Genomic DNA, 24,260 nt, shown 5'->3' with positions numbered 1-24,260 from the left:
GCATGCAGGCATGGCAGGTGCACGAGAACGGCGAGCCGGGCGAGGTGATGCGCCTCGCGGACGTGGCGCCGCCCACACCCGGCGACGGCCAGGTCCTGCTGAGGGTCCGCGCCGCGAACATCAACTTCCCGGACGCCCTGCTGTGCCGGGGGCAGTACCAGGTCAGGCCGCCGCTGCCGTTCACGCCGGGTGTGGAGATCTGCGGCGAGACCGAGGACGGGCGCCGCGTCATCGCCAACCCCGTGCTGCCGCACGGCGGCTTCGCCGAGTACGCCGTCGCGGACGCCCGCGCCCTGCTGCCCGCGCCGGACGCCCTGGACGACGCCGAGGCCGCCGCCCTGCACATCGGCTACCAGACCGGCTGGTTCGGCCTGCACCGCCGGGCCCGGCTGGAGGCGGGGGAGACGCTGCTCGTCCACGCCGCCGCCGGAGGGGTCGGCAGCGCGGCCGTGCAGCTCGGCAAGGCCGCCGGCGCCACCGTCATCGGTGTCGTCGGCGGCCCCGAGAAGGCGGCCGTCGCCCGCGAGCTGGGCTGCGACCTGGTCGTCGACCGGCGCGCCGAGGACGTCGTCGCGGCCGTCAAGGAGGCCACCGGCGGCCGGGGCGTCGACGTGATCTACGACCCGGTGGGCGGCCAGGCCTACGCCCAGTCCGCCAAGGTCGTCGCCTTCGAGGGCCGGATCGTCGTCGTCGGCTTCGCGAGCGGCACCATCCCCAGCCCGGCGCTCAACCACGCCCTGGTGAAGAACTACGCGATCCTCGGCCTGCACTGGGGCCTGTACAACACCAAGAACCCGGGGCTCGTCCAGCACTGCCACGAGCAGCTCACCGAGCTGGCCGCGCGGGGCGCGATCAAGCCGCTGGTGAGCGAACGGGTACCGCTCGGCGGGGCCGCGGACGCCGTGCAGCGGGTGGCCGACGGCAGGACGACCGGCCGGGTGGCCGTCGTCCCGGAGAACCTGGAGAAAGGAGCCGCCGCATGACCGACGCAGCGGAACTGCGGACCCGTACCAAGGAGTTGCTGGCGGCCCATCCACCGGCGACCACCGACCGCCTCGACTTCCTGAGGGCCCGCTTCGACGCCGGACTCGCCTGGGTGCACTATCCGGAGGGCCTCGGCGGACTCGCCGCCCCCCGCTCCCTCCAGGCCGTCGTGGACGCAGAGCTGGAGGCGGCGGGCGCCCCCGACAACGACCCCCGCCGCATCGGCATCGGCCTCGGAATGGCCGCGCCGACGATCCTGCACTACGGCACCGAGGAGCAGAAGCGCCGGCTGCTGCGCCCGCTGTGGACGGGCGAGGAGGTCTGGTGCCAGCTGTTCAGCGAGCCGGGCGCCGGGTCCGACCTCGCCGCGCTCGGTACCCGGGCGGTGCGCTCCGGCGACGACTGGATCGTCAACGGACAGAAGGTGTGGACCTCCAGCGCGCACCTCGCCCGCTGGGCCATCCTCATCGCCCGCACCGACCCGGACGTGCCCAAGCACCGGGGCATCACGTACTTCCTCTGCGACATGACCGACCCCGGCGTCGAGGTCCGGCCGCTGCGCCAGATCACCGGTGAGGCCGAGTTCAACGAGGTCTTCCTCACCGACGTCCGCATCCCCGACTCCCGGCGCCTCGGCGAGATCGGTGACGGCTGGCGGGTCGCGCAGACCACGCTGAACAACGAGCGCGTCGCCATCGGCGGCACCCCGATCCCCCGCGAGGGCGGCATGATCGGCAAGGCCGCCGCGACCTGGCGGGAACGCCCCGACCTGCGCACCCACGACCTGCACCAGCGACTGCTGGGCCTGTGGGTCGAGGCCGAGGTCGCCCGCCTCACCGGCGTACGCCTGCGCCAGCAGCTGGTGGCCGGCCAGCCCGGTCCCGAGGGCGCCGGGATGAAGCTGAACTTCGCCCGCCTCAACCAGGAGATCAGCGGCCTGGAGGTCGAACTCCTGGGTGAGGAAGGCCTGCTGTACGACGACTGGACCATGCGCCGACCCGAGCAGGTCGACTTCACCGGCCGCGAGGCCGGGTACCGCTACCTGCGCTCCAAGGGCAACAGCATCGAGGGCGGGACCAGCGAGGTCCTGCTGAACATCGTCGCCGAGCGCGTCCTGGGCCTGCCCGCCGAGCCGCGCACCGACAAGGACGTCGCCTGGAAGGACCTCGCCCGATGAGCGCACAGCCGGAACCCGCTCTGCTCTACTCGGAGGAGGAAGAGGCGCTGCGCGCCGCCGTCCGGGACCTGCTCACCGACCACTGCGACCCGGCGGCCGTGATCACCCGCACCGAATCGGCCACCGCGCACGACGTGTCCCTGTGGAAGGCGCTCTCCGACTCCATGGGCCTCGCGGGCCTGCTGATCCCCGAGGAACTGGGCGGTCAGGGCGCCACCCACCGGGAAACCGCCGTGGTCCTGGAGGAGTTGGGCCGCGCGGTCGCACCGGTGCCGTATCTGACGAGTGCCGTGGTCGCCACCGAGGCGCTGCTGGCCTGCGGGGCCGACGACCTGCTCACCGAGCTGGCGTCCGCCACGTCCGTCGCCGTCCTGGCCGTCGGACTGCACGTCGGACCGGGCGGCGACGTCCCGCGGGCCCGCCTCGAGAACGGCGCGCTGCACGGGGAGTTGACCGGTGTCGCCGACGCGGCCGTCGCCGACGTGCTGCTCGTGCCCGCGGACGACGGGGGACTGTACGCCGTCGGCACCGCCGACGTGACCGTCACCCCGCAGGTGTCCCTGGACCTCACCCGGCCGGTGGCACGCGTGACCCTCCACGGTGTGTCCGGGCGCCGGCTGGGGGACGCGGAACCCGCCGTACGACGCGCCCTGCGGGCCGGTGCCGGACTGCTCGCCTCCGAGCAGCTGGGCCTCGCCGACCGGCTGTTGACCGACACGGTCACCTACCTCAAGGAACGCAAGCAGTTCAACCGGCAGGTCGGCGGGTTCCAGGCGCTCAAGCACCGGCTCGCCCACCTGTGGCTCCAGGTCGCGGGCCTGCGCGCCGCCGCCCGCAACGCGGCCGACGCGCTGGCGACCGGCGCCGACACCGACGTGGCCGTCGCCGTGGCCCAGGCGTACGCGGCCCGGGTGGCCGTCCACGCCGCCGAGGAGGCGCTGCAACTGCACGGCGGCCTCGGCATGACGTGGGAGCATCCGGTCCACCTGTACCTCAAGCGGGCCAAGGCCGACTCGATCGCCTACGGCTCGGCGGGCACCCACCGACAGGCGCTGGCCGAACTGGTCGACCTGCGCGCACCCTGACGTCGGTTCACCGCCGGCCGTCCGTGAAGTGCCCGTACCCTCGGGGGCGGGCACTTTCCGCGCGCCCGCTCCGGCGAAGGCGCAGTGAACGACCGACGTCGGTCCGGCCAACTCACCGCACGGCTCTGCTCCTCGAAGCCCTCGTGACCCCATACTCACAGGCGTCCCGTACGGCACTTCCAGGGAGGCAGAGCATGGCCGGCACCACCCGACGCAGAGCCCTCACCACCCTCGGCGCCGCCCTCGCGGGCGCGGTCGCCCTGCCCGCCGGCACCGCGCTGGCGAGCGAAGGCAGGCACGGCCCGCGCCCGTTGTGGCGCGCGCACGCCCACAACGACTACGAGCACCCCCGCCCCCTCCTCGACGCCCTCGACCACCGCTTCGGCAGCGTCGAGGCCGACATCTACCTCGTCGACGGCCAACTCCTCGTCGCCCACGACCCCGAGGACCTCGACCCCGCCCGCACCCTGGAGTCCCTCTACCTCGACCCCCTCGCCGCCCGGGTCCGCGCCCACCACGGCAGGGTCTACCTGCGGGACCGCCGCCCCCTGCAACTCCTCGTCGACATCAAGACCGAGGGCGCGTCGGCCTACCTCGAACTCGACCGTCGTCTGCGCCGCTACCAGCACCTGTTCACGACCTACTCCCACGGACGGGTGTTCCCCGGCGCGGTCACCGCGGTGGTCTCCGGCGACCGGGCCGCCCGCGCGCCCATGGAGGCCCAGACCACGCGCCGGGCCTTCTACGACGGCCGCCTCGCCGACCTCGGCACCACCGCCCCGGCCTCCTTCGTCCCGCTGATCAGCGACAACTGGTCGCTCAACTTCACCTGGCAGGGCGTGGGCGCCTTCCCGGCGGCCGAGCGGCGCAGGCTGCGGGACATCGTCGGCACCGCGCACGCCCGCGGGCAGCGGGTGCGCTTCTGGGCCACCCCCGACGTGGCGGGCCCCGCCCGGGACGCGGTGTGGGCCGAACTGCTCGACGCCGGTGTCGACCACCTCAACACCGACGACCTCGCGGGGCTCGAAGCGTTCCTCGACGCCCGCCGGGCCGCGTAGGACGCCGCCGGAACACCACACGTTCGGAGGACAGGTCAGCCGCCCGGACGAACCCTCCGCTACGCCACACTTACGGCCGAACGCCGCGAAGTGGACGTGGCGGAGGAGGTTGACGATGGCCGTTTCCATCTCTGTGGTGCTGTTGCTGTTGCTCCTGGCGGTGCTCTTCCTGCGCAACGGCGGGCTGAAGATCTCGCACGCGCTGGTGTGCCTGCTGCTCGGCTTCTACCTGGCGGGCACGAGCATCGCCCCGACCATCCACAGCGGCCTGACCGCCACGGCGGACATCGTCGGCAGCCTCAGACCGTGAGTCCCGGACCTGCCCTAGGCGTCGACGACGCGGGAGCGGATGAGGAAGCGCACCCCCTCGGGCGCCTCCAGCGAGAAGCCGCTGCCCCGGCCCGGGACGACGTCCACGATCAGCCGGGTGTGACTCCACACCTCGTACTGGCTGCGTGACATCCAGAACTCCACCGGCTCCTCGGTGCCCTCGACCGACAGCTCCGCGAGCAGGACGTCCGCGGCGCCGGTGCGGAACTCGCCGGCCGGGTAGCACATGGGGGCGCTGCCGTCGCAGCAACCGCCGGACTGGTGGAACATCAGCGGGCCGTGCTCCTCGCGGAGCCGCCGCAGCAGTACGGCCGCGTCGGGGGTGAGCTCGACGCGGGGGGTCTCCTCGTGTGTGTCGTGCATGCCGTGCATGCCAGCACGGGGAAGGTTGCGAGGGGGTTGCACAGGCCGTAGTACCTCCTTTGACATACCTATCTTCCTATACCTAATATCTTCTGGTGACCGACTCCAGCACCCCCCGCGGGGACATCGACCGTGTGGCCTCCGGGCTCGCGGCGTGCCTTCCCGCGCTGCACCGGGCGCTGGACCGGCAGGTCACCGCGGAGTACCCGCACCCCAAGCCCCCGGAGGGGCAGCTCGCGCTGCTGCGGTTCGTCGCGCAGCGCGAGGGTGCCACGGTGCGCGAGGCCGCCGAGGCCCTGCTGATGAAGCCGAACAACGTCAGCGCCCTGGTCTCCCAGCTCACCGAGCAGGGGGACCTGGAGCGCAGGCAGGACAGCGCCGACAAGCGGGTCGCCCACCTCCACCTGACGGCCACGGCCCGTGAGCGCGTGGCCGAGGTGCGGGAACTGGAGACCGCGTTCCTCCGCCACGCCCTGACCTCCCTCACCGAGGGCCAGCAGGGCGCGCTGGGCTCCGCCCTGGACGCCCTCGACGCGCTGGCGCGGCACCTCCACCCCACCGCCCGCTGACCGGGCGGATCCGAGGCATTCCCGCCGGTCGCGGGCACACCGTCGTGCCCTCGGCCGGCCTGCCCGTTCCTCCGGGGACCGCCCCGTCCCCGCACGCACCACCCCGAACCTGGAAGCGAAGGCTCACCCATGTCGTCCACGTCCGTGGATCGCCCCACCACGTCCGCGAACCCGACCGCCCCACCGGCGGCCGGCCGCCTGCGGTCCAACCCCTGGCTGACCCTCCTGGCCGTCGCGTTCGGACTGTTCATGGTCCAGCTCGACGGCTCCGTCGTCGCCATCGCCAACCCCGAGATCGGCAGCGACCTGCACGCGTCCACCGCCGAGCTCCAGTGGGTGACCAACTCCTACCTCCTCGCGCTCGCCGCCACCCTCATCCTGGGCGGCAAGCTCGGCGACCGCTTCGGCCGGCGCACCTACTACCTCGTGGGCGTCGCCGGCTTCACCCTCGCCTCGGTCGCCATCGGCCTGTCCGGGTCGATCGAGGGCGTGGTCGCCTTCCGCGCCCTCCAGGGCGTCTTCGGCGGTCTGCTGATGCCCAACACCCTCGGACTGCTGCGGGCCGCGTTCCCGCCGAAGAAGTTCGGCATGGCCGTGGGCATCTGGGCCATGGTCTCCGCCGTCGCGACGGCCCTCGGACCGATCGTCGGCGGTCTCCTCGTGGAGCACGTCAACTGGGAGTCCGTCTTCTACATCAACGCCCCCATCGGCATCGTCGCCATCCTCTTCGGCCTCCTGGTGCTCCCGCAGAGCCGCAACGCCGCCGGACGCGAGCGGTTCGACATCCCCGGCCTCGTCCTGCTCGCCCTCGGACTGCTGGCCGTGGTCTTCGGCGTGGTCAAGGGCGAGACCTGGGGCTGGACCTCCGCGGGAACCCTGGGCGCCGTCGCCGCCGGTCTCGTCCTGCTGCTCGTCTTCGGCTGGTACGAGACCCGCGTCGAGCACCCGCTGCTGCCGATGCGCCTGTTCCGCAGCCGTGCGCTGACGATCGGCGCGATCATCACCGCGCTGAACTTCTTCGTGATGCTCGGCGTGATCTTCTTCGTCATGCTCTACCTGCAGAACGTGCGCGGCTTCACGCCGGTCGAGGCGGGCGTGCGGACCCTCCCGCTCAGCCTCGCGTCGCTGGTCGCCTCGCCGCTGGGCGCGGCCCTGACCCAGCGCTTCGGACCGCGGCTGACCATGCCGCTGGGCATGCTGCTCCAGGCGGCCTCCTGCTTCGGCATGCTCACCTGGCAGACCGACTCCTCCTACGCCACGATGTGGCCGCCGTTCTTCGCGCTCGGCCTCGGCGTCGGCATGGTGATGTCCGCCTCCTCCGACGCCATCGTCGGCAACGCCCCCGTCCGCGACGGCGGTGTGGCCGGCGGTCTGCAGGCCACGACCCTGCAGATCGGCGGCGCGCTCGGTACGTCCGTGCTGGTCTCCCTGATCAGCGCCAAGGTCGGCTCCACGCTCATCGGGGAGCTGACCGGCGCGGGCGTTCCCTCGGCCGTGGCCCACGGTGTGCAGGAGGCCAAGGACGCCGTGGCGATGGGCGTGGCGCCCGTCTCCGGCGACATGCCGGCCGGCCTGCGGGCCGCCGTGGTCGAGGGCAGCGGGCAGGCGTTCATGAACGGCGTCCACTCCGCCGCCGTCGTCACCGGCATCCTCTGTGTGCTCGGCGCGGCCCTCGCCGCCGTCGGCATCCGGCGCACCGCGGAGCAGCCGGCGGACCACTGACACCCGTCACGGCGGTGCCCCCTCCGGCGCGACGGGCACGAGGGAAGGGGCACCGCCGCCGGCGTGTCTCAGAGCTCCCCGGTTCCTGTGCGCGGCAGCACGGTGACCCGGTGGAAGTTGCAAGCCGAGGCCCGGTCCGCGACGGGCCGGGTCTGCTGGGCCTTCAGCGCGATGCTCACCAGGCTCAGCAGGAGGTGGACGTCCGCGTCGCAGTCCAGGTGCACGGTCACCCAGCGGGAGCCCGGGACCAGGCGTATGGCGCTGGAGCCGCTGAGGTCGTACTGGAAGCGTTGTATGGCCCGTTGGGTGAGGTGGAGGTCCACGTCCCGGCCGGTGTGGAAGTGGACGATCTCGTCGCGCACGGAGCGCAGCGCCCGTCCGGTTCCGCAACTGGCCGGACCCGGGGTGAGGTCGGGCCAGGCCTGCAGCCGGTCAAGGGCGCGCTGGGCCAGAGTCATGGTCCCATCGTCGCCCGATCGCCGCCCCGTAACCAGAGGTTGAGCGATTCGTAACCGGCCCGTGAGGTCGCCGGAGGACGCCGGCCGGGTCCGGCGGGCTCCGGGCAGGGCCGCGCGCCGCACGGCGCGTGGCCCTGCCCGTCGTCCTACGGCGTCACGCAGCCGATCGTCCCGGCCGGGAAGTCGTTGCCCGTCGACGTGGCGGTGAAGCCGAACGTCACGCTGCCGTCCGGTGGGATCACGCGGTTGTGGTCCACGTTCCCGACCTTCACCGTGCCGTCGGCATTGCTCGACAGCGAGCCGTTCCACACGCCGCCGAGCGTGGTCCCCGCGCCCGGCTGCCACTGTACGGCCCAGCCGTTCAGCGGCTCCGTCCCGTGGTTCATCACCTCGACGGAGCCCTGGAAGCCGCCGCTCCAGGAGTTCTCCACGGAGTAGACGGCCATGCAGTCACCGGAGTGGGTGGGCGGTGTCGTCGGGGTGGGCGTCGGCGTCGGGGTCGGGGTGCTGCCCGAGCCGCGGATGCCGGTCACCTCGCCGTTGCCGCCGTCGAAGACGATGTCGGAGCAGGAGAAGAAGTTCTCCTGACTGTCCGAACGCACCCACTGCATGAAGATCAGCGCGTCACCCGAGCGGCCCGAGGGCAGCGCCAGGTCCCAGGAGTAGTGGCCCCCGTCGGTGCCGGGCGAGCCCTGCTGGGGCGGGTCGGTCACCGTCTGGATCAGTTCCAGGTCGTCCCAGCCCAGCTCGGACGTGGGCGACCAGCCCGGCTTGGTCAGATAGACCCGGAAGTCACCCGGGTGGGCAGCCCAGTTGCTGTACTGCACCTGAATCGTGGCGCCGGACGTCAGATGCGTGCGGGGCCAGTCCGCTCGGGCCGCGTTGTAGCCGGAGAAGTCGTACGGGGACCGGTCGCCCGCGCTGCACAGCGTGCCGTCCGGTACGTAACCGGCGCCGCGGCCACCGGCGTTGGAGTCGAGCACGGCGAACCAGTTGTACAGCGCGGTCGCGCCGCTCTGGTCGAGGGCGCTGCGACACGCCGGGTTGGTCGGGTCCAGGGCGCCGGTGCCCGTGGTGGCGTCCAGCTTGCAGAGGTAGGTGCGCGAGCCGGGCATCATCGCCACACCGTGGGCCTCGGCCTTGCCCTGCCCGAGCAGGAAGGTCACGCCGAGCGCGGCGAGCAGGGTGGCCAGTACCGCCGCAAGGGTGAGGGATCTGTTGCGTAGAGCCATGGGGGTCTCCAGTTGGGGGTGAGGGTGAGGGGGGTGGGGCTACGCGGTGGTGCAGGTGGTGGCGTTCGGGCCTAAGCCGTCTCGACGGCGGAGGAGAAGGAGTTCACGGCCAGCCCGGTGCCGTTCTGCCACGGCTCGAAACCGGCCTGGACGCTCGTCAGGTACCAGTCGTCCTCGGCGAGACCGCGCGCGACGGTCGTCCGGACGAAGTCCATGACGTCGAAGTTCCAGCCGGTGATCGCCGACGGGGCGACGAACGACAGCACGTCGTTGGCGCCGTTGCTGCCCGTCCACACCTCCCAGGTGCGCCCGCCCACGGTGGCCGTGCCGACCGGCGAGCCGATGGGCTGGATCGGGCCCACGCGGTTGAACCAGATCATGATCTCGGTCCGGTTCACCCCGTCGGTCCGGGGGGTCGGGTCCAGCCAGATGTCGTACGAGGCGTTGTAGACGGCGTCGCCGACGTAGCCGTAGGAGATGCTGGAGGGCGCCTCCGCGATGGTGCTGAGCCGTGCGGGGAGGTTCGTGCCCGGCGAACAGGTCGTGTAGTGGCAGCCGTTGAAGACCGACGGATAGGACTTCGGCGCACCGTTGGTCGGCGCCGAGCCGTCGGCCCGGCCGACCCGGAAGCCGGCGTCGGTGGCGGTGACGCACTGGGTGGCGCTGGTGCCCCAGCGGTTGTTCTGGACGACGTAGCGTCCCTGGATCGTGGTCGTCCCGAACGGTTCGCAGATCGTGGTGTCCGCCTGGGCGGGCGCCACCGCGGTCAGGGCCGACCCGAGGACGGCGAGGATCGCGATCAGGGCGCCCAGGAGCCCTCGCGGGGTGCGGGTACGGGTACGGAGGCGGGGTCGTTTCGGTCGCATGGGGAGCCTCTCCGGAAGGGTGTGGGGGACGGGGAGTCTCGGGGGGAGCGTTCGCCACGGGTGGGAGCGCTCCCACTTTCCGGTGTGCTGGGGACTGTAGGAGGTGATCATGTTCCTGACAAGACTGTGCGCACCGGAATGGGCGAGGGTGTCGCGAAGTCCCAGGTGAGTACTACGGCGTGACGTCCGCCGGAATCGTGCGATCCGGGAGGCCGTCGGGGTCCGCGCCCCACGCGGCGGCGCACAGGGCGCGGTCGAGTTCCTCCGTGTAGACGGCGGCGCCGAGCCAGGCGCGGGCGAAGCGGCCCGTGTCGGCCGGGAGCAGTCGCCCGAAGGGGTCGCGCGTCCGGTCCGCGGCGGCGGCGTGGAGCGCGGCGAGCAGCTCGCCGGCGGTGCCGAGACCGTGCCGGCGCAACCGCGTGCCCGCGGCGTCCCGGCTTCCGGGGAAGGCGAGCACCCGGCGGCCACCGGCGGCGGCCTGGTGGACCCGGCGGCGCAGCAGATGCACCGGGGCCTCGTCGACGGCGGGCGCGTCCGGGGTGGCCCGCGGCACCGGCGTGACGGGCAGATCCGCGCGGCGCAGCCGGTCGAGTCCGAGATCGACACGGGCGTCGGGGTCGGTGGGGTGGCCGATGGCCAGGAGCTGCGCCCGGGGGAACGGGGCCGGCGTGAGCCGGGCGACTACGCGCAGCCGGGTGCCCCGGGCGGAGGCGAGGAGGCGGAGGTTCTCGCGATGGGGCAGTGCGGGATCGTCGTGGGCGGCGGCCAGCCGGAGGGTCAGGCCGTCGCAGTCGGCGACCAGGCACTCGCCCGCCGCCTCGCGGGCCGTGCCGGTGAGCGTGACGTCGAGGAAGAGCAGGTCCCGCTCGCTCGTCAGCGCCCGGGAGACCTGCTCGGCCACCGGCACCGCCCACAGACGGTCGAGCGGCTCGGCGTGCCACGCGGCGCCGGACGCGCGCACCGCCCGTACGCCCGCGCCCGCACCCAGGCGGCCCGTCGGCGAGACGGTCGCACCGGACACGGCGAGTCCCGCGCGGGAGAGTTCACGGTGCGTCAGGGACGTGTCGCCGATGCGCACGGCGCGGTCGGCCGCGCCCGTGGCCCGGGCGGTGCCGCCCGGGGCGACGTCCGACACCGTGTAGAGCCGGCCCGCTCCGTCGGCGGTCCAGGTGACGGCCCCCGCGTATCCGGTCGCCGTGAGGACGGGCTCGGCGAAGAGGCCGTACAGGCGCAGGGAGCCGTCCGGCGTGTACGGCTGCCGTACGGTGCCGCGCAGCTCGGCGAGTTCCGGGCCGGTGGCGGCGGGCAGGCGGTGGGCGAGGAGCAGGACGTCGCGGAGGGCGGCCACCAGGTCGGCAAGGCGGTGGGCGGGGTCGGCGCCGCGGGCCGCGCGCAACGCCGTGACCACGGCGACCGCGCGGCTCGCCGCCCGGGGCAGGCCCGCGAGTCGCGCGCTGTGCGCGGCGCGCAACAGCTCCGCCTGCAGCACGGCACCGGAGCCGTCGGTGCCGGCCTCCAGCACGGCGGCCGCGGCTTCCCGCAGGGCGGCCGCGGCGGTGCGCTGGTCGGGGGTGGCTGAGTCGGAGGTGACTGTGGTGGGGGTGATCGGTTTCGGGGTGGTTGGGGCGGGGGTGCGGGCCGGCGTCGAGGGCGGTCCGGGGGGTGGCGGCTGCGTGGGTCCCGCGGCCGGTGCTTCGGTGGGTGGCGGCTCGGTGGCCGGCGGTTCCGTGGCCGCTGGCTCCGTGGGGTCGGCGACAGGTGCGGCCGATGCCGCCGCGGCGCGGTGCAGGCAGTCGGGGGCGAGCAGGCACCCGCAGCGGATCGCCCCGGTGCCGGTCACCACTCCGCCGGGAGCGTGCAGTTCGAGGGCGGTGTCGTCGTCGACGGCGATCCGGACCACGTCGCCCTCCCGGACCGTCGGCCGTCCCGCCAGCTTGGTGACGCCCGCGTCCAGCCGCTTGCGGAGGCGGGGCGGCAGCGCCGCGACGAGTTCGGCCGTCACCGCCGGGGCGACCGGCGGAAGCTGCGGGTTCATGCGATCTTCTCTCCTACCCAGCGGGCGAGTTCGAGCGGACTGAGCGCGCCGACCGGCATGCCCGCCGCGACGAGTTGCCCCGCCGTCCCGGTGGAGTACCGGGGGCGGCCCGTGTCGTCGAGGCTCGCGCAGCCCAGGACGTGGCAGCCGGACCCCACCAGGGCGCGGACCTCGGCGAGCAGTCCGCCCAGCGGGTAACCCTCCTCGAAGTCGCTGACGACCACCACGAGGGTGCGGGACGGCACGGTGACGAGCTCGCGGGCGTGCCGCAGCCCCGCGGCGATGTGGGTGCCGCCGCCCACGCTGACCTCGAGGAGCAGGGACAGCGGGTCGCGGACGTGGTCGGTGAGGTCGATGACCTCCGTGGAGAAGGCCAGGAAGTGCGTGGACAGGGTGGGCACTCCGGCCAGCACCGAGGCGGTGAGGGCCGCCCAGACCGTGGACGCCTCCATGGACCCCGACACGTCGGTCACCAGGATCAGCCGCCAGTCGGCGGCTCTTGTGGCCCGGGTGCGGAAGACGGGACGCTCCGGGACGACCTGGACCGTGCCGTCCGGTCCGCGGTGCGCGGAGGCCATGTTCGCCCGCAGGGTGCGCGGCAGGTCCAGGCCCCCGCCGGGGCGGCGACTGGGGCGTGGCAGGACCGTCCCGTGCAGCGCGGGGCGCAGCCGCGTGGCCAGCTCCCGGGTCAGCGCCTCGACCAGGCGCCGCACGAGCGGGCGGAGCGCGGCCAGTCGTGCCTCGGGCAGACCGCCCGCGTGCCGGAGCACGGTGCGCAACAGGTCGACGGAGGGGCGCACGCTGTCCGGGTCGAGCTCGGCCAGGACGTCCGGCCGGCCCGACGCCGCCGCTGCCGCCAGGACCTCCTCGCGGATGCCCGGCCCGAACAGCGCCGCCAACTCCTCGGACCACTCCCGCACGCCCGGGTAGGGGGCCTCCCGGCCGCCCCCGCCCCCGCCGCCACCGGGTCCGGTCAGGTCGCCCCGGCTGCCCTCGCCCCGCCCGCTGCCGTACAGCTCGTCGAGCGCGGTGGCCAACGCGGCCGCCGACGGGGGCAGTCGGTCGCTGCGACGGCCGAGGACGAGCCGCCAGCGGTCGGCGGGGGCCAGGCGGTGTTCCCCGGCGGAGGCGGGGGTGACGACGGTCGGTGCGTCCGCCTCCGGCTCCGTCTCTGTGTCTGCGTCCGTGTCTGCGTCTGCGGCCATGGTGGTGGGCGCGGGTGCGCCGTCCTCGTCGGCCGGGGGCGGGGGGAGCAGGCCGAGCCCGTCGAGAGTGGTGCGGGCCGTGAGGTCGGCGCGGGTCCACAGGGCGAGGGCGGCGGGGTCCGTTCCGTGCGTGTCGGCGAGCCGGCCGGCGGCCAGGCGTTCCTCGACGGTGGAGAGGAGACGGTCGCGGGCGGCCGGGCTCAGCGTGTCGAAGCCACCGCGCAGCGCGGGCAGCCGGTCGAGGAAGTCCCGGTCCGACAGCTCGGACACGCGGTCGAGCAGCGGCTCCAGCGCCGGGGCCGCCGACTCCAGCAGCGGGCCGGCGGCCGTCAGCAGCCCGGTCAGCCGGGCGGTGAGCGCGGCGCGGGACGCGCGGTCGCTCGCCGTGTCGACCCAGGAGGCGACACGGCCGCCGAGGATCTGCGGCTCCTCGTGTCCGAGGAGCACACGGACGGCTCCGGCGGCGCCGCGCATCAGCGGGGAGCCGTCGTGCGCGAGGCGGGCCAGGGCGTCGGTCAGGCGGACGCCGCCGAGTGCGTCCGCCCGGTGGGCGAGCTCCAGCAGGGCGTGCGCGTCCGCCGGGTCCTCGGCGCCGGTGAGACCGTCCACCTGGCGTACCGCCGCGGAGGTGAGCAGTTCGGCCACCGCGGCGGCCCGGACCGCACGGTCCTCGTCGGCGCCGAGGCCCGGGACGTGCCCCGCCCGCAACCGGTCCAGCAGGCCCAGACCGGTGAGGAGTTCGGACAGCGCGGCGGCGCCCGGCAGCAGCTCGGCGGCCTCCGCGAGCCGTGCGTCGGTCAGTTCCGGAAGGCCGCACTCCGCCGCCTGCCGGAGTCCTTCCACCGTCTGCGCGGCCGTGGGCCCGCCCTCGTCCCGCTCCGCGCGCCACCGCTCGCGCAGGACACCCTCGGCGGCCTGGGACGGGGTGACACCGCGTACGCCGGCCGCGGACAGCATGGCCTCCGTCGCCGGTGTCCAGCGGACCTCCCACCGTGTCGTCAGCGCCTGGGTGCCACCCGCGCCGACGACCTCCTTCGGCTCCGCGTACGGCACACCGCACACCGTCAGCCGGCGCAGCAGCAGGTCGCGTTCGCGGTCGAGGTCGGACCGCAGAGGGTCCAGACGCAGGTCCCGGGCGGCCGCACCCCGCCCGTTGGCCCCCGGGCCCGGCAGCCCGAGCGCCGCCAGCTCGGCCTCGACCGCGGGAGCGAGGCCGCTGCGCGGCGCCCCCGGGGCGGGACGGCCGCTCCGGGTCCCGACGAGCACCTGTTCCATCGCCCGGGCGACGGCCCGTCCCCTGCCGTACGGCTCGCCCTGCGCGAGCACCGTCTGCACCGCTTCGACCAGCTCTCCCCGGCCCGCTGCGGGCAGCCCCCGCAGCCGTGCCAGGTCCGCGGCGAACCGTGCGATCTCCCGCGCGTCGGGTGGCCCGGACGGATGCCCGAGCTCGCGCAGTCGCGCACACACCCGTACGGCCACGCCCGTCAGCGCCTCTTCCAACGCGGCCGGGTCACCGGCCGCCCGCAGCACCAGGTGCTGCCACTCGGGATCCCGGATCCCCGCCGGATAACCGGACCGCTCGTCGAGGAGGGCGTACGTGTACGGGATGAGGGAGGTGGTCCAACCCGGCCGCTCGGTCGGGCCGCCACGGGGCGCAGGGGGGTCGGGGTGGTCCTGGTCGTCCGCGGTCGCCCCCGCCGGGTCCACCAGTGCCGGGGCGTGGAACGCGCCGACGACCACGGCGGCCCGCGCACCGTCCGCCGTCGCGGCGGCCAGGCGGGAGCGCATCCACCGCTCACGGCGCAGATCCAGCTCGGGGACGCCTCCCGAGGCGACGGTCTCCTCGCGCAGTGCCCACCCGGTGAGGAGAGCGGCACGACGCAGCGCCTCGGGCCCGGACCCCGGAGCGGTGGCCTCGACGAGACGGTCCCACAGATCCTCGCCCGGGCGACCGGTGAGCCGGGACCGGAGGGCGGCGGTGATGCCGGAACGGCCGGCATCGGGTGCCGGGGTGGTACGTGGAGTGGAGGTGGTGGACGTGTCGACGTGCTCCCCGGCGCGCCGGGCCCGGTCGGCCAGCGGCAGGTCGCAGGCGACGACCGGCACGCCGTGCCGGGCGGCCCAGCGCACGGCGGCGAGCTCGGGGGAGAAGTCGGCGAACGGGTAGAAGGCCGGCCCCCCGCCCGCCTCGTCGGACGCGGCGGCCAGGGCGACCGGCGCCCTGGTCTCCTCGTGGCCCAGCCAGGGCAGCCACTCCTGCATCTCGGCGGGCAGCTCCACCAGCAGGACGTCCGGAGCGGCCGCGTCCAGCAGCGCGGGCACGGCCGCGGCCAGGGACGGCGCGTGATGCCGTACGCCGATCAGATACGGCGCCGAAGGGTCCGCGAGCGCGGCGACCGCATCCTCGGGCGACCGGAACGAGGGCGACGAAGCGGCGGGGGAGAGGGACACGGGCGTCAGCCCTCCAGGACCGTGCGCAGGTCCCACAGGGTGCGCCAGGTGGCCGAACCCTGCTCCGCGCGGCGCCGGACCGGGCCGTCCCAGTAACCGCGCAGCCGCGCCGCGTCGGCGGGGTCGTCCTTGCGGACCACACCGAGGAGGTGCCCCGGGAGCAGCCCCAGCACGTCGCGGTCGCCCGGGAAGTAGGCCGCGGCCAACCCGAGCGCACCCGCGACGGACACCGCCTCGGCGGTGCTCATCACGGTGGACGGCCGCTCGACCTCCCAGCCCTCCGCCGACCGGCCCTCGCGCAGGTCGCGGAAGGCGGTGACAAGGGCCTCCAGCACGGCCTCGTCGACCCGGAACGGCGCCCCGGCCCGCTCGACGGAGGCACGTGCCTGGCTGCGGACCAGCGCCGTCTCGGCCTCGAGGTCCGGGATGGGGCCGACCGTCTCGAAGTTGAAGCGGCGCTTGAGCGCGGCGGACATCTCGGAGACGCCCTTGTCGCGCAGGTTGGCGGTGGCGATCAGGGTGAAGCCGGGCGCGGCGTGTGCCAGGGCGTCCTCGGTCCCGGACAGCTCGGGGACGGCTATACGGCGCTCGGAGAGCAGGGAGACCAGGGCGTCCTGCACCTCCGGCAGACAGCGGGTCACCTCCTCGACCCGGGCGACGCCGCCCCGGGTCATCGCGGTCAGGACCGGGGAGGGCACGAGCGCCTTCCGGCTGGGGCCCTGGGCCAGCAGCAGGGCGTAGTTCCAGCCGTACTTGAGCTGGTCCTCCGTCGTGCCGGCCGTGCCCTGGACGACCAGGCCACTGGTGCCGCACACGGCCGCCGCCAGCAGCTCGGACAGCATGGACTTGGCGGTGCCGGGCTCGCCGACGAGCAGTAGACCGCGCTCGCCGGCGAGCGTGACGACGCACCGCTCCACCAGCGCGCGGTCGCCGACGAACTTGCCCGTCACCACCAGCCGGCGCGGCACGCCCTCGGGTACCTCGGCGTCCTCGGGCAGCCGCAGGGCCCGGTCGTCGCTGCCCATGACGAAGGTGACGACGGCGCGGGGCGTGAGCCGCCAGGCGGGCGGGCGCGGTCCGTCGTCGTAGGCGGCGAGGAAGGCCAGTTCGGTGGCGTACCGCTCCTCGGGCGGCACGATCTGGCGGGTGGCGTCGGGGGACACGGTCGTGGTCATCGGCGGTCTTCCGGTGGGCTCGGGCAGGGGCATGGTCGGCTTGCGCCGGGTGCGCGGGCAGGGGGGCGGCGCGGCGCACGGGGCAGTGGTCAGGGGTGGTTCGCGAGGGCGGGGGTCATGGTGCGGCCCGTTGCTGCGCGGTTGGCGGCGGACATGACCGGCGCACGGCTGCTCGACCGCCGTGCGGGCCACCACCGGCCGGGCCCGTCGGCGCACTTCCCTCCGGGCCCGGCGGCGGCTTCGTCGGCGCTCATCGGCGGCGGCCCCGTCGCGTGGCCCGGGTGGTGAGCTCCTCGTAGGCGGGCGCGTCACCCGCGCGCACCCGGTCCCACGCCCGGGCGAACAGGTCGGGCACCGGGAGCAGCGGAACGGCGCGGACCCCTTCCGGGACGGGATAGAGGCCCTCCTTCCACGTCTCCACCGGGAGCGCGGGCGTCTTGAGGTCGCGCCAGCCGCAGGGCAGGAAGAGGGAGCGGCCGGCCCGGGACCGTTTGGCCTCGACGACCAGGTCCGTCGCGGCGAGTTCGGCCCGGGCCTTCTTCAGCCGGGCGGGCTTCCAACCGGTCCAGCGGGCGCAGTTGCGGTCCGTCGGGTCGGGCAGGGCGAGCAGTTGCAGATAGAGCACCGCCGCGTCCTCGCCCAGGCCGTGGGTCTCGGCGACCTCGGTGACGAGTGCCGGCACGCTCACCGCGGGGTGCTGCGTGTATCCGGCGGGGCCCTCGGGACCGTGGCCGGCGGCGAGGGCCCGGGACAGCTCGTCGCCGAGGACCGCCCGCACCGCGCGCAGACCGGCACCCCTCGCGGCGCCCACCAGCCCTTCGAGCAATCCGAACACGGCATCGTCCGGACCGGTGAGGCCGGCCGGGCGGACCAGGACGGTCTCCCTGTCGCCGTACCAGGGGTGCAGTACCAGGGCCTCACCGACCCGGACCATGCCGTCCGCGCCGGCGCCCCCGGCGGCGGGCAGGCCGTAGGCCTTGCGCAGCTCGGTCGCCGTGGTGTCGCCCTTCTCCGTGTACTCGACGTCCAACTGGAGCAGCAGCCCCGGGTCGGTGATGCGCCGGCGCAGCGCGGCCAGACCCTCCGGCAGGGCCGCGCGCAGGGGATGGCCGTAGGGCAGGGCGTAGGCGAGTGCGGTCAGGGCCGCCACGGCACTGGTCAGCGCGTATCGCCCGGGCACCGCGGCGGGGTCCTCCGCGACCAGCCGGCCGTCCTCGTCGAGCCGTTGGACCGTGGTGCGGCCGAGCCAGGCCGTGCGGGACGGGTTGAGGACGTTCTCGGCGGAGCCGATCGGCAGGCCGTCGAGGGCGGGGGCCAGCTCCTCGGGAACCCGGAGCAGGGAACCGAGGCGTTCGGCCCACAACCGTGCCGCGGCGTCCGTGTCGGGCCCCGCCGTCCACAACTCGGCGGGGTCGTCCGGCAGCAGGGCACCGATGAGCGACTCCCGATCCGAGGCGCGGAGCGAGTTCAGCCCGCCGTTGCCGGCCGCCAGCTGACGTGGCTTCAGGCCGATCGAGGCGAGCGCGTCGGCGTCGAGCTGCCGCGGCTGCCCGGTGAGGAGCACCGTGGCCTGGAGCGGGCCCAGGCCGCCGTGCGTGGCCGCGGCGAGCGCGGCGGGTGCCTCGGGCTGCCAGGGCGCGGCCCCCTTGTCCCGTATCAGCCGTGCGACGGCGGCGAGTCCGTCCGCCGGGAACGCCGAGGTGTGCCGGGTCTCCTTCTCCAGGACGAAATGGGCGACGGCCCCGAACGTGCCCGACGGATCGTGGTCGAGGGCGAGCCAGTTGACCCGGTTGTGGCCGTAGTCGATGTTCTGGCAGCCGAGGACGACCACGGTGCGGCCGTCGCGCCGGAGCACCTGACCCGCGCGCTGTTGTTTGTCGCGCGGCTCGCTCAGCACGATCTCCCGCAGGGTGCTCCCGGGAGCGGAGAGCGGCCCTTCGGCAAGTGACTCGAACAGGAGGACCAGCGCCTCGCGTTCACCCTGCGCCGTGGTCGGGGCGGTGGCCCGGTAGACCAGCGGCCGCAGCACGGTCAGGAGGGACGGCCACACCATGCCGATGCCGGGGATCGTGTACTCGTCGCTGTGCCACCCGTCGCCGTGGGCGGCCGGGCCGGCGCTGTCGGGCAGCTGCTTGCCGTCGGCGGGCTTTCCGGACAGCACGTGGTTCACGGCCCGGATCTGCCGCAGCGCGGTCCACTGGCTGTTGCCGCCCCACGACCCCCACATGCGGGCCAGACCGTCGGCGGCCGCGCGCAACGTGTGGTCGTCGCCGTGCTCGGGACGGTAGTCGGCGAACATGCCCTCGGTCCGCTTCCGGTCGGGCTTCGGCTGCTCGACGGGCGGCGTCACGAACCTGGTGACCGTGTCGGCGACCTGGAGGGTCGTGCGGGCCAGTGCCGCCACGCCGGTCAGGAGCCGCTCGTCGGTGAGACCGGGAAGCGACCGGGACACGGCCTGCCGTACGACGTCCTCCGCACTCGGCACGGCGGGCGTGCCGTCGCCGGCCACCCCACCGGGACCACTGGCGGACCCGTCCGCGCCACCGGCGGCGGCCAGCTGTGCCCGACGCTCGGCCAGCGCCTGAGCCGCCGCGCGCAGCACCTCGGCCGCCCGCTCGTCGGTGAGGGCGCGCAGCACGGCCGATGCGCGCTCGTCACGGGGACGCAGGGCGTGCCAGAAGGCGAGCGGCGGTACGAGCCCGGTGCCCGCGGCGAACTCCCCGCCCCGCTCGTTCGGTGTCACCCGCCCGAGCACGCCCGCGTCGCTGCCGTCGCCCCCGGCGAAAAGGGCGACCCGGCGGTGCGCCTGGGCCACGACCGGTTCCGCGCCCCCGGGCAGCCGCAGCGCACCGAGCGGGAGGGCGCGCACCCCTCGCCGGGCGGACCAGAGCGTGACGGTGCGGCCGTCGGGCGTCCCGGCGGTCGTGCGGAGCTCACCTGCCTCGTCCTCGGCGCGCACCCAGCGGCCGAGCACCGTGCCGTCGGTGCCGAACGGGCTCTGCTCCAGCCCGGGCTGCACCGGCAGCACCTCGCACCACTCCTGCAGCAGCGTCGCGTCGTCGCGGATGCCGGAGCGCAGGAATGCGGGCAGGGACGCGCGTCCGTGGGTGCCGGTCGCAGGGTCGTACTCCAGCCACACGTGCTGCCGTCCGTGCCGGCCCTGCCGCCAGTGCAGGGTGCCGTCCCCGATGACGGGGCGGCTCGCGGGCAGGACGGTGTCGCCGGCGTGCAGGGCGCTGCCGCCGGTGGCCCGGCCGCCGCCGGGCAGCGGGATCGACGGGGTGCCCGCGTGGCCGGTGCGCCACCGGTGGGCGATCTGCTCACCGGTGAGCGTGACCACCTCGGACGGACGGTGGGACCAGTAGCCGTGCTGCTTGCCGTCCTGCCACCACACCACCAGCAGTTCCCCGTCGGTGTAGCGGAACTGCGGGCGCTGCCAGCGGTCCAGATCGGTCGGCAGCCGCAGGTCGTGTTCGAGCAGCACCTCGTCCGGGCCGACGACGACCGCCTTGTCCCCCCGGCTCAGGATCAGGCAGGGCCAGGCCTCGTTGACGATCAGTGTGTTGTCGCGGTCCTTGCGCGTCTGGGCGTCGAGCAGCCGCACTGCCTCGTCCAGTGCCGGCCAGCCCAACTCGTCGAGGACGCCGGCCCGCAGGGTGCGCCCGAGCAGCGGAGCCGTCTCGTACGCGGCGGCACGGGCCACGGCCTCGGGGCTGACCCGGGGAGCCACCGACCGGAAGGGGCCCAGCCGGTGCAGCGCCTCGCGGGCCCCGGGCAGGCCCACCGCGCCGAGGAGCTCGCCGACCGCGCCGTCCAGCCACTCCCGCAGCACGTCGCTCAGCACGTGATGGCCGGCGAGGTGCTCCAGTACCTTCGCCGCCCGCTGGTCGTGGCCCACGGCGCCGACGGCCCGCAGCAGCAGCGGGCGCAGCCGCGGATCCGCCGCGACGGCGGCCAGATCACGGCGTTCGGGCCGGGTGTCACGCGCCCAGCGGTCCAGCCCGAGGTGGACGTCGGTGTCCGCGTCGGGCAGGGCGAGGGGGATGTCCTGCGCCGCGCAGAGGTCCAGCAGGCTGATGTCCGCGCCCGCGTACCGGCGGCCCGCGAACAGGTCGACGGCCCGTCCGTCGGCGCGCAGCCGGGGCGCCATCCGGGCGACGAGGTCGAGGGTGGCCGGGGAGGCGTCGCACACCGTGGCGCCGTGCTTGCGGTGGGCGGCCCAGCGGCTGAGCCAGCCCGCTGCGTCGACACCGTCCGCCGCACCGCCGGGGTCGTCTGCCTCGTCGACCCCGTCGACCCCATCGGCCCCTTCGGTCTCGCTGTGCTCGCCGGTCAGCAGCCGGTCGGCGCCGCACTCGGTCAGCAGCGCCAGCCAGAACTCGTCGCTCTCGCTGTCGCGGCCCAGCCCGGCCGGCATGATCTCCAGCAGCCGGGCCCGTACGGTCGGCCGCTGTTCGGCGAGGACGGGCAGGGTGGCCCGGTAGGCGGTCCAGAAGGAGGCGGGCGCCCGCACGGCGGCGGGCGAGGCGACCAGATCGGCGACGAGGTCGCACTCCGCCTGGAGGCGGGGCAGCCCGGCCGCCTTGATCAGCACGCGCGCGTCCTGCGGCAGCGACGCGTACGGCGGCATCCCGGCCGCGCAGCGCTCCACCGCCAGCTGCCGGAACTGGTCCCACGCCTCGGTGGCGTCGAGCCGGCCGGCGAGATCCTTCACATGCTGCTTGAGCGCCTTGACCGTCAGCGCACCGGCGAAGGCGAACTCCAGGAAGACGGCACGCTGCCGCTCCTCGTCGACGGTGAGCGCGTGCACCCGCTCGGCGTCACGCGCCTTGCCGAAGAAGGCGGCGGCATAGGTGGTGTTGTCGTACTGGAGGAAGGCGCGTGCGGCCTGCTCGTAGAAGGTGGGCAGGAAGTGCGGCACCGCCCGGCCGAGCCGTTCGCCGAGCTCCTCGAAACCCTCCTTCGCGGTGCCCGGCCGGGACTTGGCCTGCCGGGCGAGCCGCTCGACGTCCTTGACCAGGGCCAGCGCGTGATGGCCGTTGGCCGGGTCGTTGACCAGCGCCCAGGCGGGGAAACCGAGGGCCTCCCGCCGGACCTGTCCGACCTCGGGCGCCTCGGCGTCCCGCACCAGTCCGAGGAAGTCCAGGGCGAGGTCCTCGGCCTCGCCGAGGGTGCCCGGCACGAGCCGGACGACGCTGCGGGCACCCAGTGCGGCATGGGTGTACGTACGGACGGTGAGGGTGTCGGCGTCCTCGCGGGCGGTGCTGCCCGGCGGCAGGACGGCCCCGGCCTCGAGCAGGGCGGCGGCGCCGGCGTCGTCCCGGGCGGTCGCCCCGCCCGGCGCGGCGCTCCCGCCGGTCGTGGTGGTGCCGTTCATGGTGTTCACGCCGCCCGCTCCTCGTCCTCGATGTCGCGCCCGGCGTACAGCGCGGCCGCCATGCGCATGCCCTCCGACCAGGCCACCGGCCCGATCCGGCCGAGCTTCAGCACCTGCCCCGCGGCGTCGGTCCACATCAGGGGACCGGTCTCCGTCTCGTCGTAGCCGTCGTAGTCGCCGACCCAGACGCGGGCCTCGACGCCCCGGCCGTCCTCCCACACGGAGCAGACGGCGTATCCCCCGCGCACGCGGTAGCCGAGCTGGGTGGCCCGGCCGTGCAGGAAACGCAGCTCCTTGAAGACACCGCCCGCGTACTCCTCGACCGAGGTGCCCTCGGTGTCGAGCGCGGCGGGGCGGTGCCACACCTCGCGGAAGAGCTGCTGGGCGCGTTGCTCGACGCCGAGTTCGACGGCGAACTCCCGTAGCTCCTCCAGGTCTTCCAGGAGCACGGGATGCGGCAGGCGGACGAGGTCGGGGGCGATGCGCACGGTGTCCCCGTCGAGGTCGACGAGACCGAGCCCGCGCTCGGGGTCGGCGTCCCGCAGGAAGCCCGCGATCTCGCCGTCCGCGCCGGTGACCACGAGGTCGCGCAGGGCCGACTGCCAGGCCGGGTCGGGCCACACCCGCGCGAGAACGGCGATGGGCACGGGCAGCGACCGCACCATCCACCGCTCCACATCGGTCAGGCACTGGCGGTCGTGCCGCTCCAGCCACTCGACGAGCTGTCGCAGGCTCACCACGGCGGGATCGTCCGCGAGTTTGGCCGGCACCGACTTCAGTCGTCGGCCGGACGCGTTGCGGCAGACCACCTTCCCGTCGTCCAGGGCGACCTCGTAGTCCCCGGCCGTCACCCACCCCATCCGTGCCTCCCCGCACCGCAGTGATCAACTGCGGGGAACTCTAGGACAGCCCACCGACAACGCCGTGAGTGCCATGGGCTGCCGCGAGCTCCGCGGCCGGTACGGGCCGCCCGTCACGCCTCCAGGCGGACCGGCATCAGCAGCGAGAAGGCGTCCTCGTCGTCCGTCCGGCGGACCGCGAGCGGCGCCGTGGGGGCGCCGAACTCCAGGACCAGCCGGTCCCGGGCTCCGGCGGCGAGCGCGTCCAGCAGGAACCCGCGGTCGACGGCGACGTTGCCCGGGTCGTCGTCCCCGTCCGCGCAGACGATCACCGTGCCGTCGTCCGCCACCCTGAGCACACTGAGGACCTGCCCCGCGCCGCCCTGCTCGCGCACCTCGCCCGCGCGGACCGGGCCCGTCTCCAGCGCCTTCCGGAAAGCCGGCACCTCGACGAGGGCACGCCGCCCGGACGGCAGACGGACGAGCCGGCGGTAGTCGGGGAAGTCGTACGCGAGGCGCTGCCCGGCAGCCTGACGGTCCCCGGTCTCCAGCGTCACGCGGTCACCGTCCACGGCGAGGCGGACGGGCTCGGCACCGTCACCGTCACCGCTGAGCAGCGCCCGCATCGCGTCCGCGAGCGGGGCGGGCACGACGACCTGCGCGCGCGGCCCGCCGTGTCCGGTGGTACCTGTGCGCGCGACGGCCATCCGGTACCGGTCGGTGGCCACGACGTGCAGCACGTCGTCCTCCACGTCGAACAGGACTCCGCCGAGCACCGGCAGCTCAGGATCGGTACCTGCCGCGAAACGGACCGCGTCCAACGCGGCGGCCAGCTCGGGCGCGGGGACGGACAGCCGGACGGGGCCGGTGCCGGTGACGGACGACGTGGTCATGGGGTTCTCCCTGTGGTCGAGTAGGGCTCGGAGCGCGGAGAACTCGCTGCGGGCATCGGCCAGCCCCTGCTCGAGACGGCGCAGGTGCGCCTGGAGCAGCCCGCGCACCAGGTCCGAGTCCGCACCGGACCAGCCGGCCAGCACCAGCCGGACGTCGGCCAACGGCATGCCGGCCCGCCGCAGCCGGGCCAGCAACCGCGCCTCGTCCAGCTGCCCGGGGGCGTACCAGCGGTAGCCACTCACCGGGTCCACCCGGGCGGGGACCAGCACACCGGCACGGTCGTAGAACCGCAGGGCACTCACGCCCAGTCCGCTGTCGCGGGCCATCTCGCCAATGCTGCGCATCTCGCTCTCCACGTCCGGAACCCTGAGCCCTCGACCAGGTCGAGGGTCAACCCCGGCATCGGCCGGAGCCCCGCCGCCGCTCGTACCGAAAACCCC

Annotated in this window: 16 protein-coding genes and 1 pseudogene; 7 read left to right on the top strand and 10 right to left on the bottom strand. The window is 74.7% G+C overall.

Annotation, left to right across the window (positions count from 1 at the left end; all coding sequences use genetic code 11):
• The first annotated feature begins 2 nt into the window (after window positions 1-2).
• The 5 genes from ACIGO6_RS28115 (at window position 3) to ACIGO6_RS28095 (ending at window position 4,614) form a co-directional block, all read left to right on the top strand.
• Window positions 3-983, top strand: coding sequence for an NADPH:quinone oxidoreductase family protein (locus tag ACIGO6_RS28115; RefSeq protein ID WP_399881078.1), 981 nt, complete (start codon window positions 3-5; stop codon window positions 981-983).
• A complete protein-coding gene (locus ACIGO6_RS28110; RefSeq protein WP_399881076.1) occupies window positions 980-2,161 on the top strand; it encodes an acyl-CoA dehydrogenase in 1,182 nt (393 codons plus the stop codon). The genes ACIGO6_RS28115 and ACIGO6_RS28110 overlap by 4 nt, the downstream gene beginning before the upstream one ends.
• Complete coding sequence (locus ACIGO6_RS28105) at window positions 2,158-3,246, top strand: acyl-CoA dehydrogenase family protein (protein WP_399881074.1); 1,089 nt, start codon at window positions 2,158-2,160, stop codon at window positions 3,244-3,246. Before ACIGO6_RS28110 ends, ACIGO6_RS28105 begins: the two co-directional genes overlap by 4 nt.
• A gap of 194 nt (window positions 3,247-3,440) precedes the next feature.
• Window positions 3,441-4,304 carry a phosphatidylinositol-specific phospholipase C/glycerophosphodiester phosphodiesterase family protein gene (locus ACIGO6_RS28100; protein WP_399881072.1) on the top strand — a complete coding sequence of 288 codons (864 nt, stop codon included), beginning with the start codon at window positions 3,441-3,443 and terminating at the stop codon, window positions 4,302-4,304.
• Window positions 4,305-4,419: 115 nt separating this feature from the next.
• On the top strand, window positions 4,420-4,614 hold the full coding sequence (locus tag ACIGO6_RS28095) for a hypothetical protein (protein ID WP_399881070.1): 195 nt from the start codon (window positions 4,420-4,422) through the stop codon (window positions 4,612-4,614).
• 14 nt (window positions 4,615-4,628) lie between these two features.
• Here ACIGO6_RS28095 and ACIGO6_RS28090 read toward each other — a convergent pair whose 3' ends face one another.
• Window positions 4,629-4,997 carry a DUF779 domain-containing protein gene (locus tag ACIGO6_RS28090; protein WP_399881068.1) on the bottom strand — a complete coding sequence of 123 codons (369 nt, stop codon included), beginning with the start codon at window positions 4,995-4,997 and terminating at the stop codon, window positions 4,629-4,631.
• Window positions 4,998-5,092: 95 nt separating this feature from the next.
• Between ACIGO6_RS28090 and ACIGO6_RS28085 the strand changes: the two genes are divergently transcribed.
• Window positions 5,093-5,566 (top strand): MarR family winged helix-turn-helix transcriptional regulator, encoded by a 474-nt coding sequence (locus tag ACIGO6_RS28085; RefSeq protein WP_399881066.1) that lies wholly within the window; start codon window positions 5,093-5,095, stop codon window positions 5,564-5,566.
• 129 nt (window positions 5,567-5,695) lie between these two features.
• Window positions 5,696-7,288 carry an MFS transporter gene (locus tag ACIGO6_RS28080; protein WP_399881064.1) on the top strand — a complete coding sequence of 531 codons (1,593 nt, stop codon included), beginning with the start codon at window positions 5,696-5,698 and terminating at the stop codon, window positions 7,286-7,288.
• Between the two features lie 68 nt (window positions 7,289-7,356).
• Here the strand turns inward: ACIGO6_RS28080 and ACIGO6_RS28075 are convergent, their stop codons facing one another.
• The 9 genes and pseudogenes from ACIGO6_RS28075 to ACIGO6_RS28035 form a co-directional block, all read right to left on the bottom strand.
• Window positions 7,357-7,746 (bottom strand): luciferase family protein, encoded by a 390-nt coding sequence (locus tag ACIGO6_RS28075; protein ID WP_399881062.1) that lies wholly within the window; start codon window positions 7,744-7,746, stop codon window positions 7,357-7,359.
• Between the two features lie 146 nt (window positions 7,747-7,892).
• Window positions 7,893-8,978: a lytic polysaccharide monooxygenase gene (locus ACIGO6_RS28070; RefSeq protein WP_399881060.1), complete on the bottom strand. Its 1,086-nt coding sequence runs from the start codon at window positions 8,976-8,978 to the stop codon at window positions 7,893-7,895.
• A gap of 77 nt (window positions 8,979-9,055) precedes the next feature.
• Window positions 9,056-9,844, bottom strand: a pseudogene (locus ACIGO6_RS28065) (glycosyl hydrolase family 5); the annotation flags it as partial.
• A gap of 172 nt (window positions 9,845-10,016) precedes the next feature.
• Window positions 10,017-11,879 carry a hypothetical protein gene (locus ACIGO6_RS28060; RefSeq protein WP_399881058.1) on the bottom strand — a complete coding sequence of 621 codons (1,863 nt, stop codon included), beginning with the start codon at window positions 11,877-11,879 and terminating at the stop codon, window positions 10,017-10,019.
• Entirely contained in the window at window positions 11,876-15,535 is a 3,660-nt protein-coding gene (locus ACIGO6_RS28055) for a DUF5682 family protein (protein WP_399881056.1), read from the bottom strand. The genes ACIGO6_RS28060 and ACIGO6_RS28055 overlap by 4 nt, the downstream gene beginning before the upstream one ends.
• 5 nt (window positions 15,536-15,540) lie before the next feature.
• The gene (locus tag ACIGO6_RS28050) at window positions 15,541-16,710 is read right to left on the bottom strand and encodes an AAA family ATPase (protein ID WP_399881054.1); all 1,170 of its coding nucleotides are present in this window, start codon (window positions 16,708-16,710) and stop codon (window positions 15,541-15,543) included.
• 250 nt (window positions 16,711-16,960) lie between these two features.
• The gene (locus ACIGO6_RS28045) at window positions 16,961-22,087 is read right to left on the bottom strand and encodes a hypothetical protein (RefSeq protein ID WP_399881368.1); all 5,127 of its coding nucleotides are present in this window, start codon (window positions 22,085-22,087) and stop codon (window positions 16,961-16,963) included.
• A 5-nt stretch (window positions 22,088-22,092) separates the two neighbouring features.
• Window positions 22,093-22,947 carry a DUF4132 domain-containing protein gene (locus ACIGO6_RS28040; RefSeq protein WP_399881052.1) on the bottom strand — a complete coding sequence of 285 codons (855 nt, stop codon included), beginning with the start codon at window positions 22,945-22,947 and terminating at the stop codon, window positions 22,093-22,095.
• Between the two features lie 113 nt (window positions 22,948-23,060).
• Window positions 23,061-24,164: a MerR family transcriptional regulator gene (locus tag ACIGO6_RS28035; RefSeq protein ID WP_399881050.1), complete on the bottom strand. Its 1,104-nt coding sequence runs from the start codon at window positions 24,162-24,164 to the stop codon at window positions 23,061-23,063.
• Window positions 24,165-24,260 lie beyond the last annotated feature (96 nt).

It is taken from the genome of Streptomyces sp. NPDC053750, from assembly GCF_044544295.1.
In the GTDB taxonomy this organism is placed as follows: domain Bacteria; phylum Actinomycetota; class Actinomycetes; order Streptomycetales; family Streptomycetaceae; genus Streptomyces.
The sequence above is the reverse complement of the archived record's forward strand: the minus strand, read 5'-3'. Positions and strand labels throughout refer to the sequence as shown.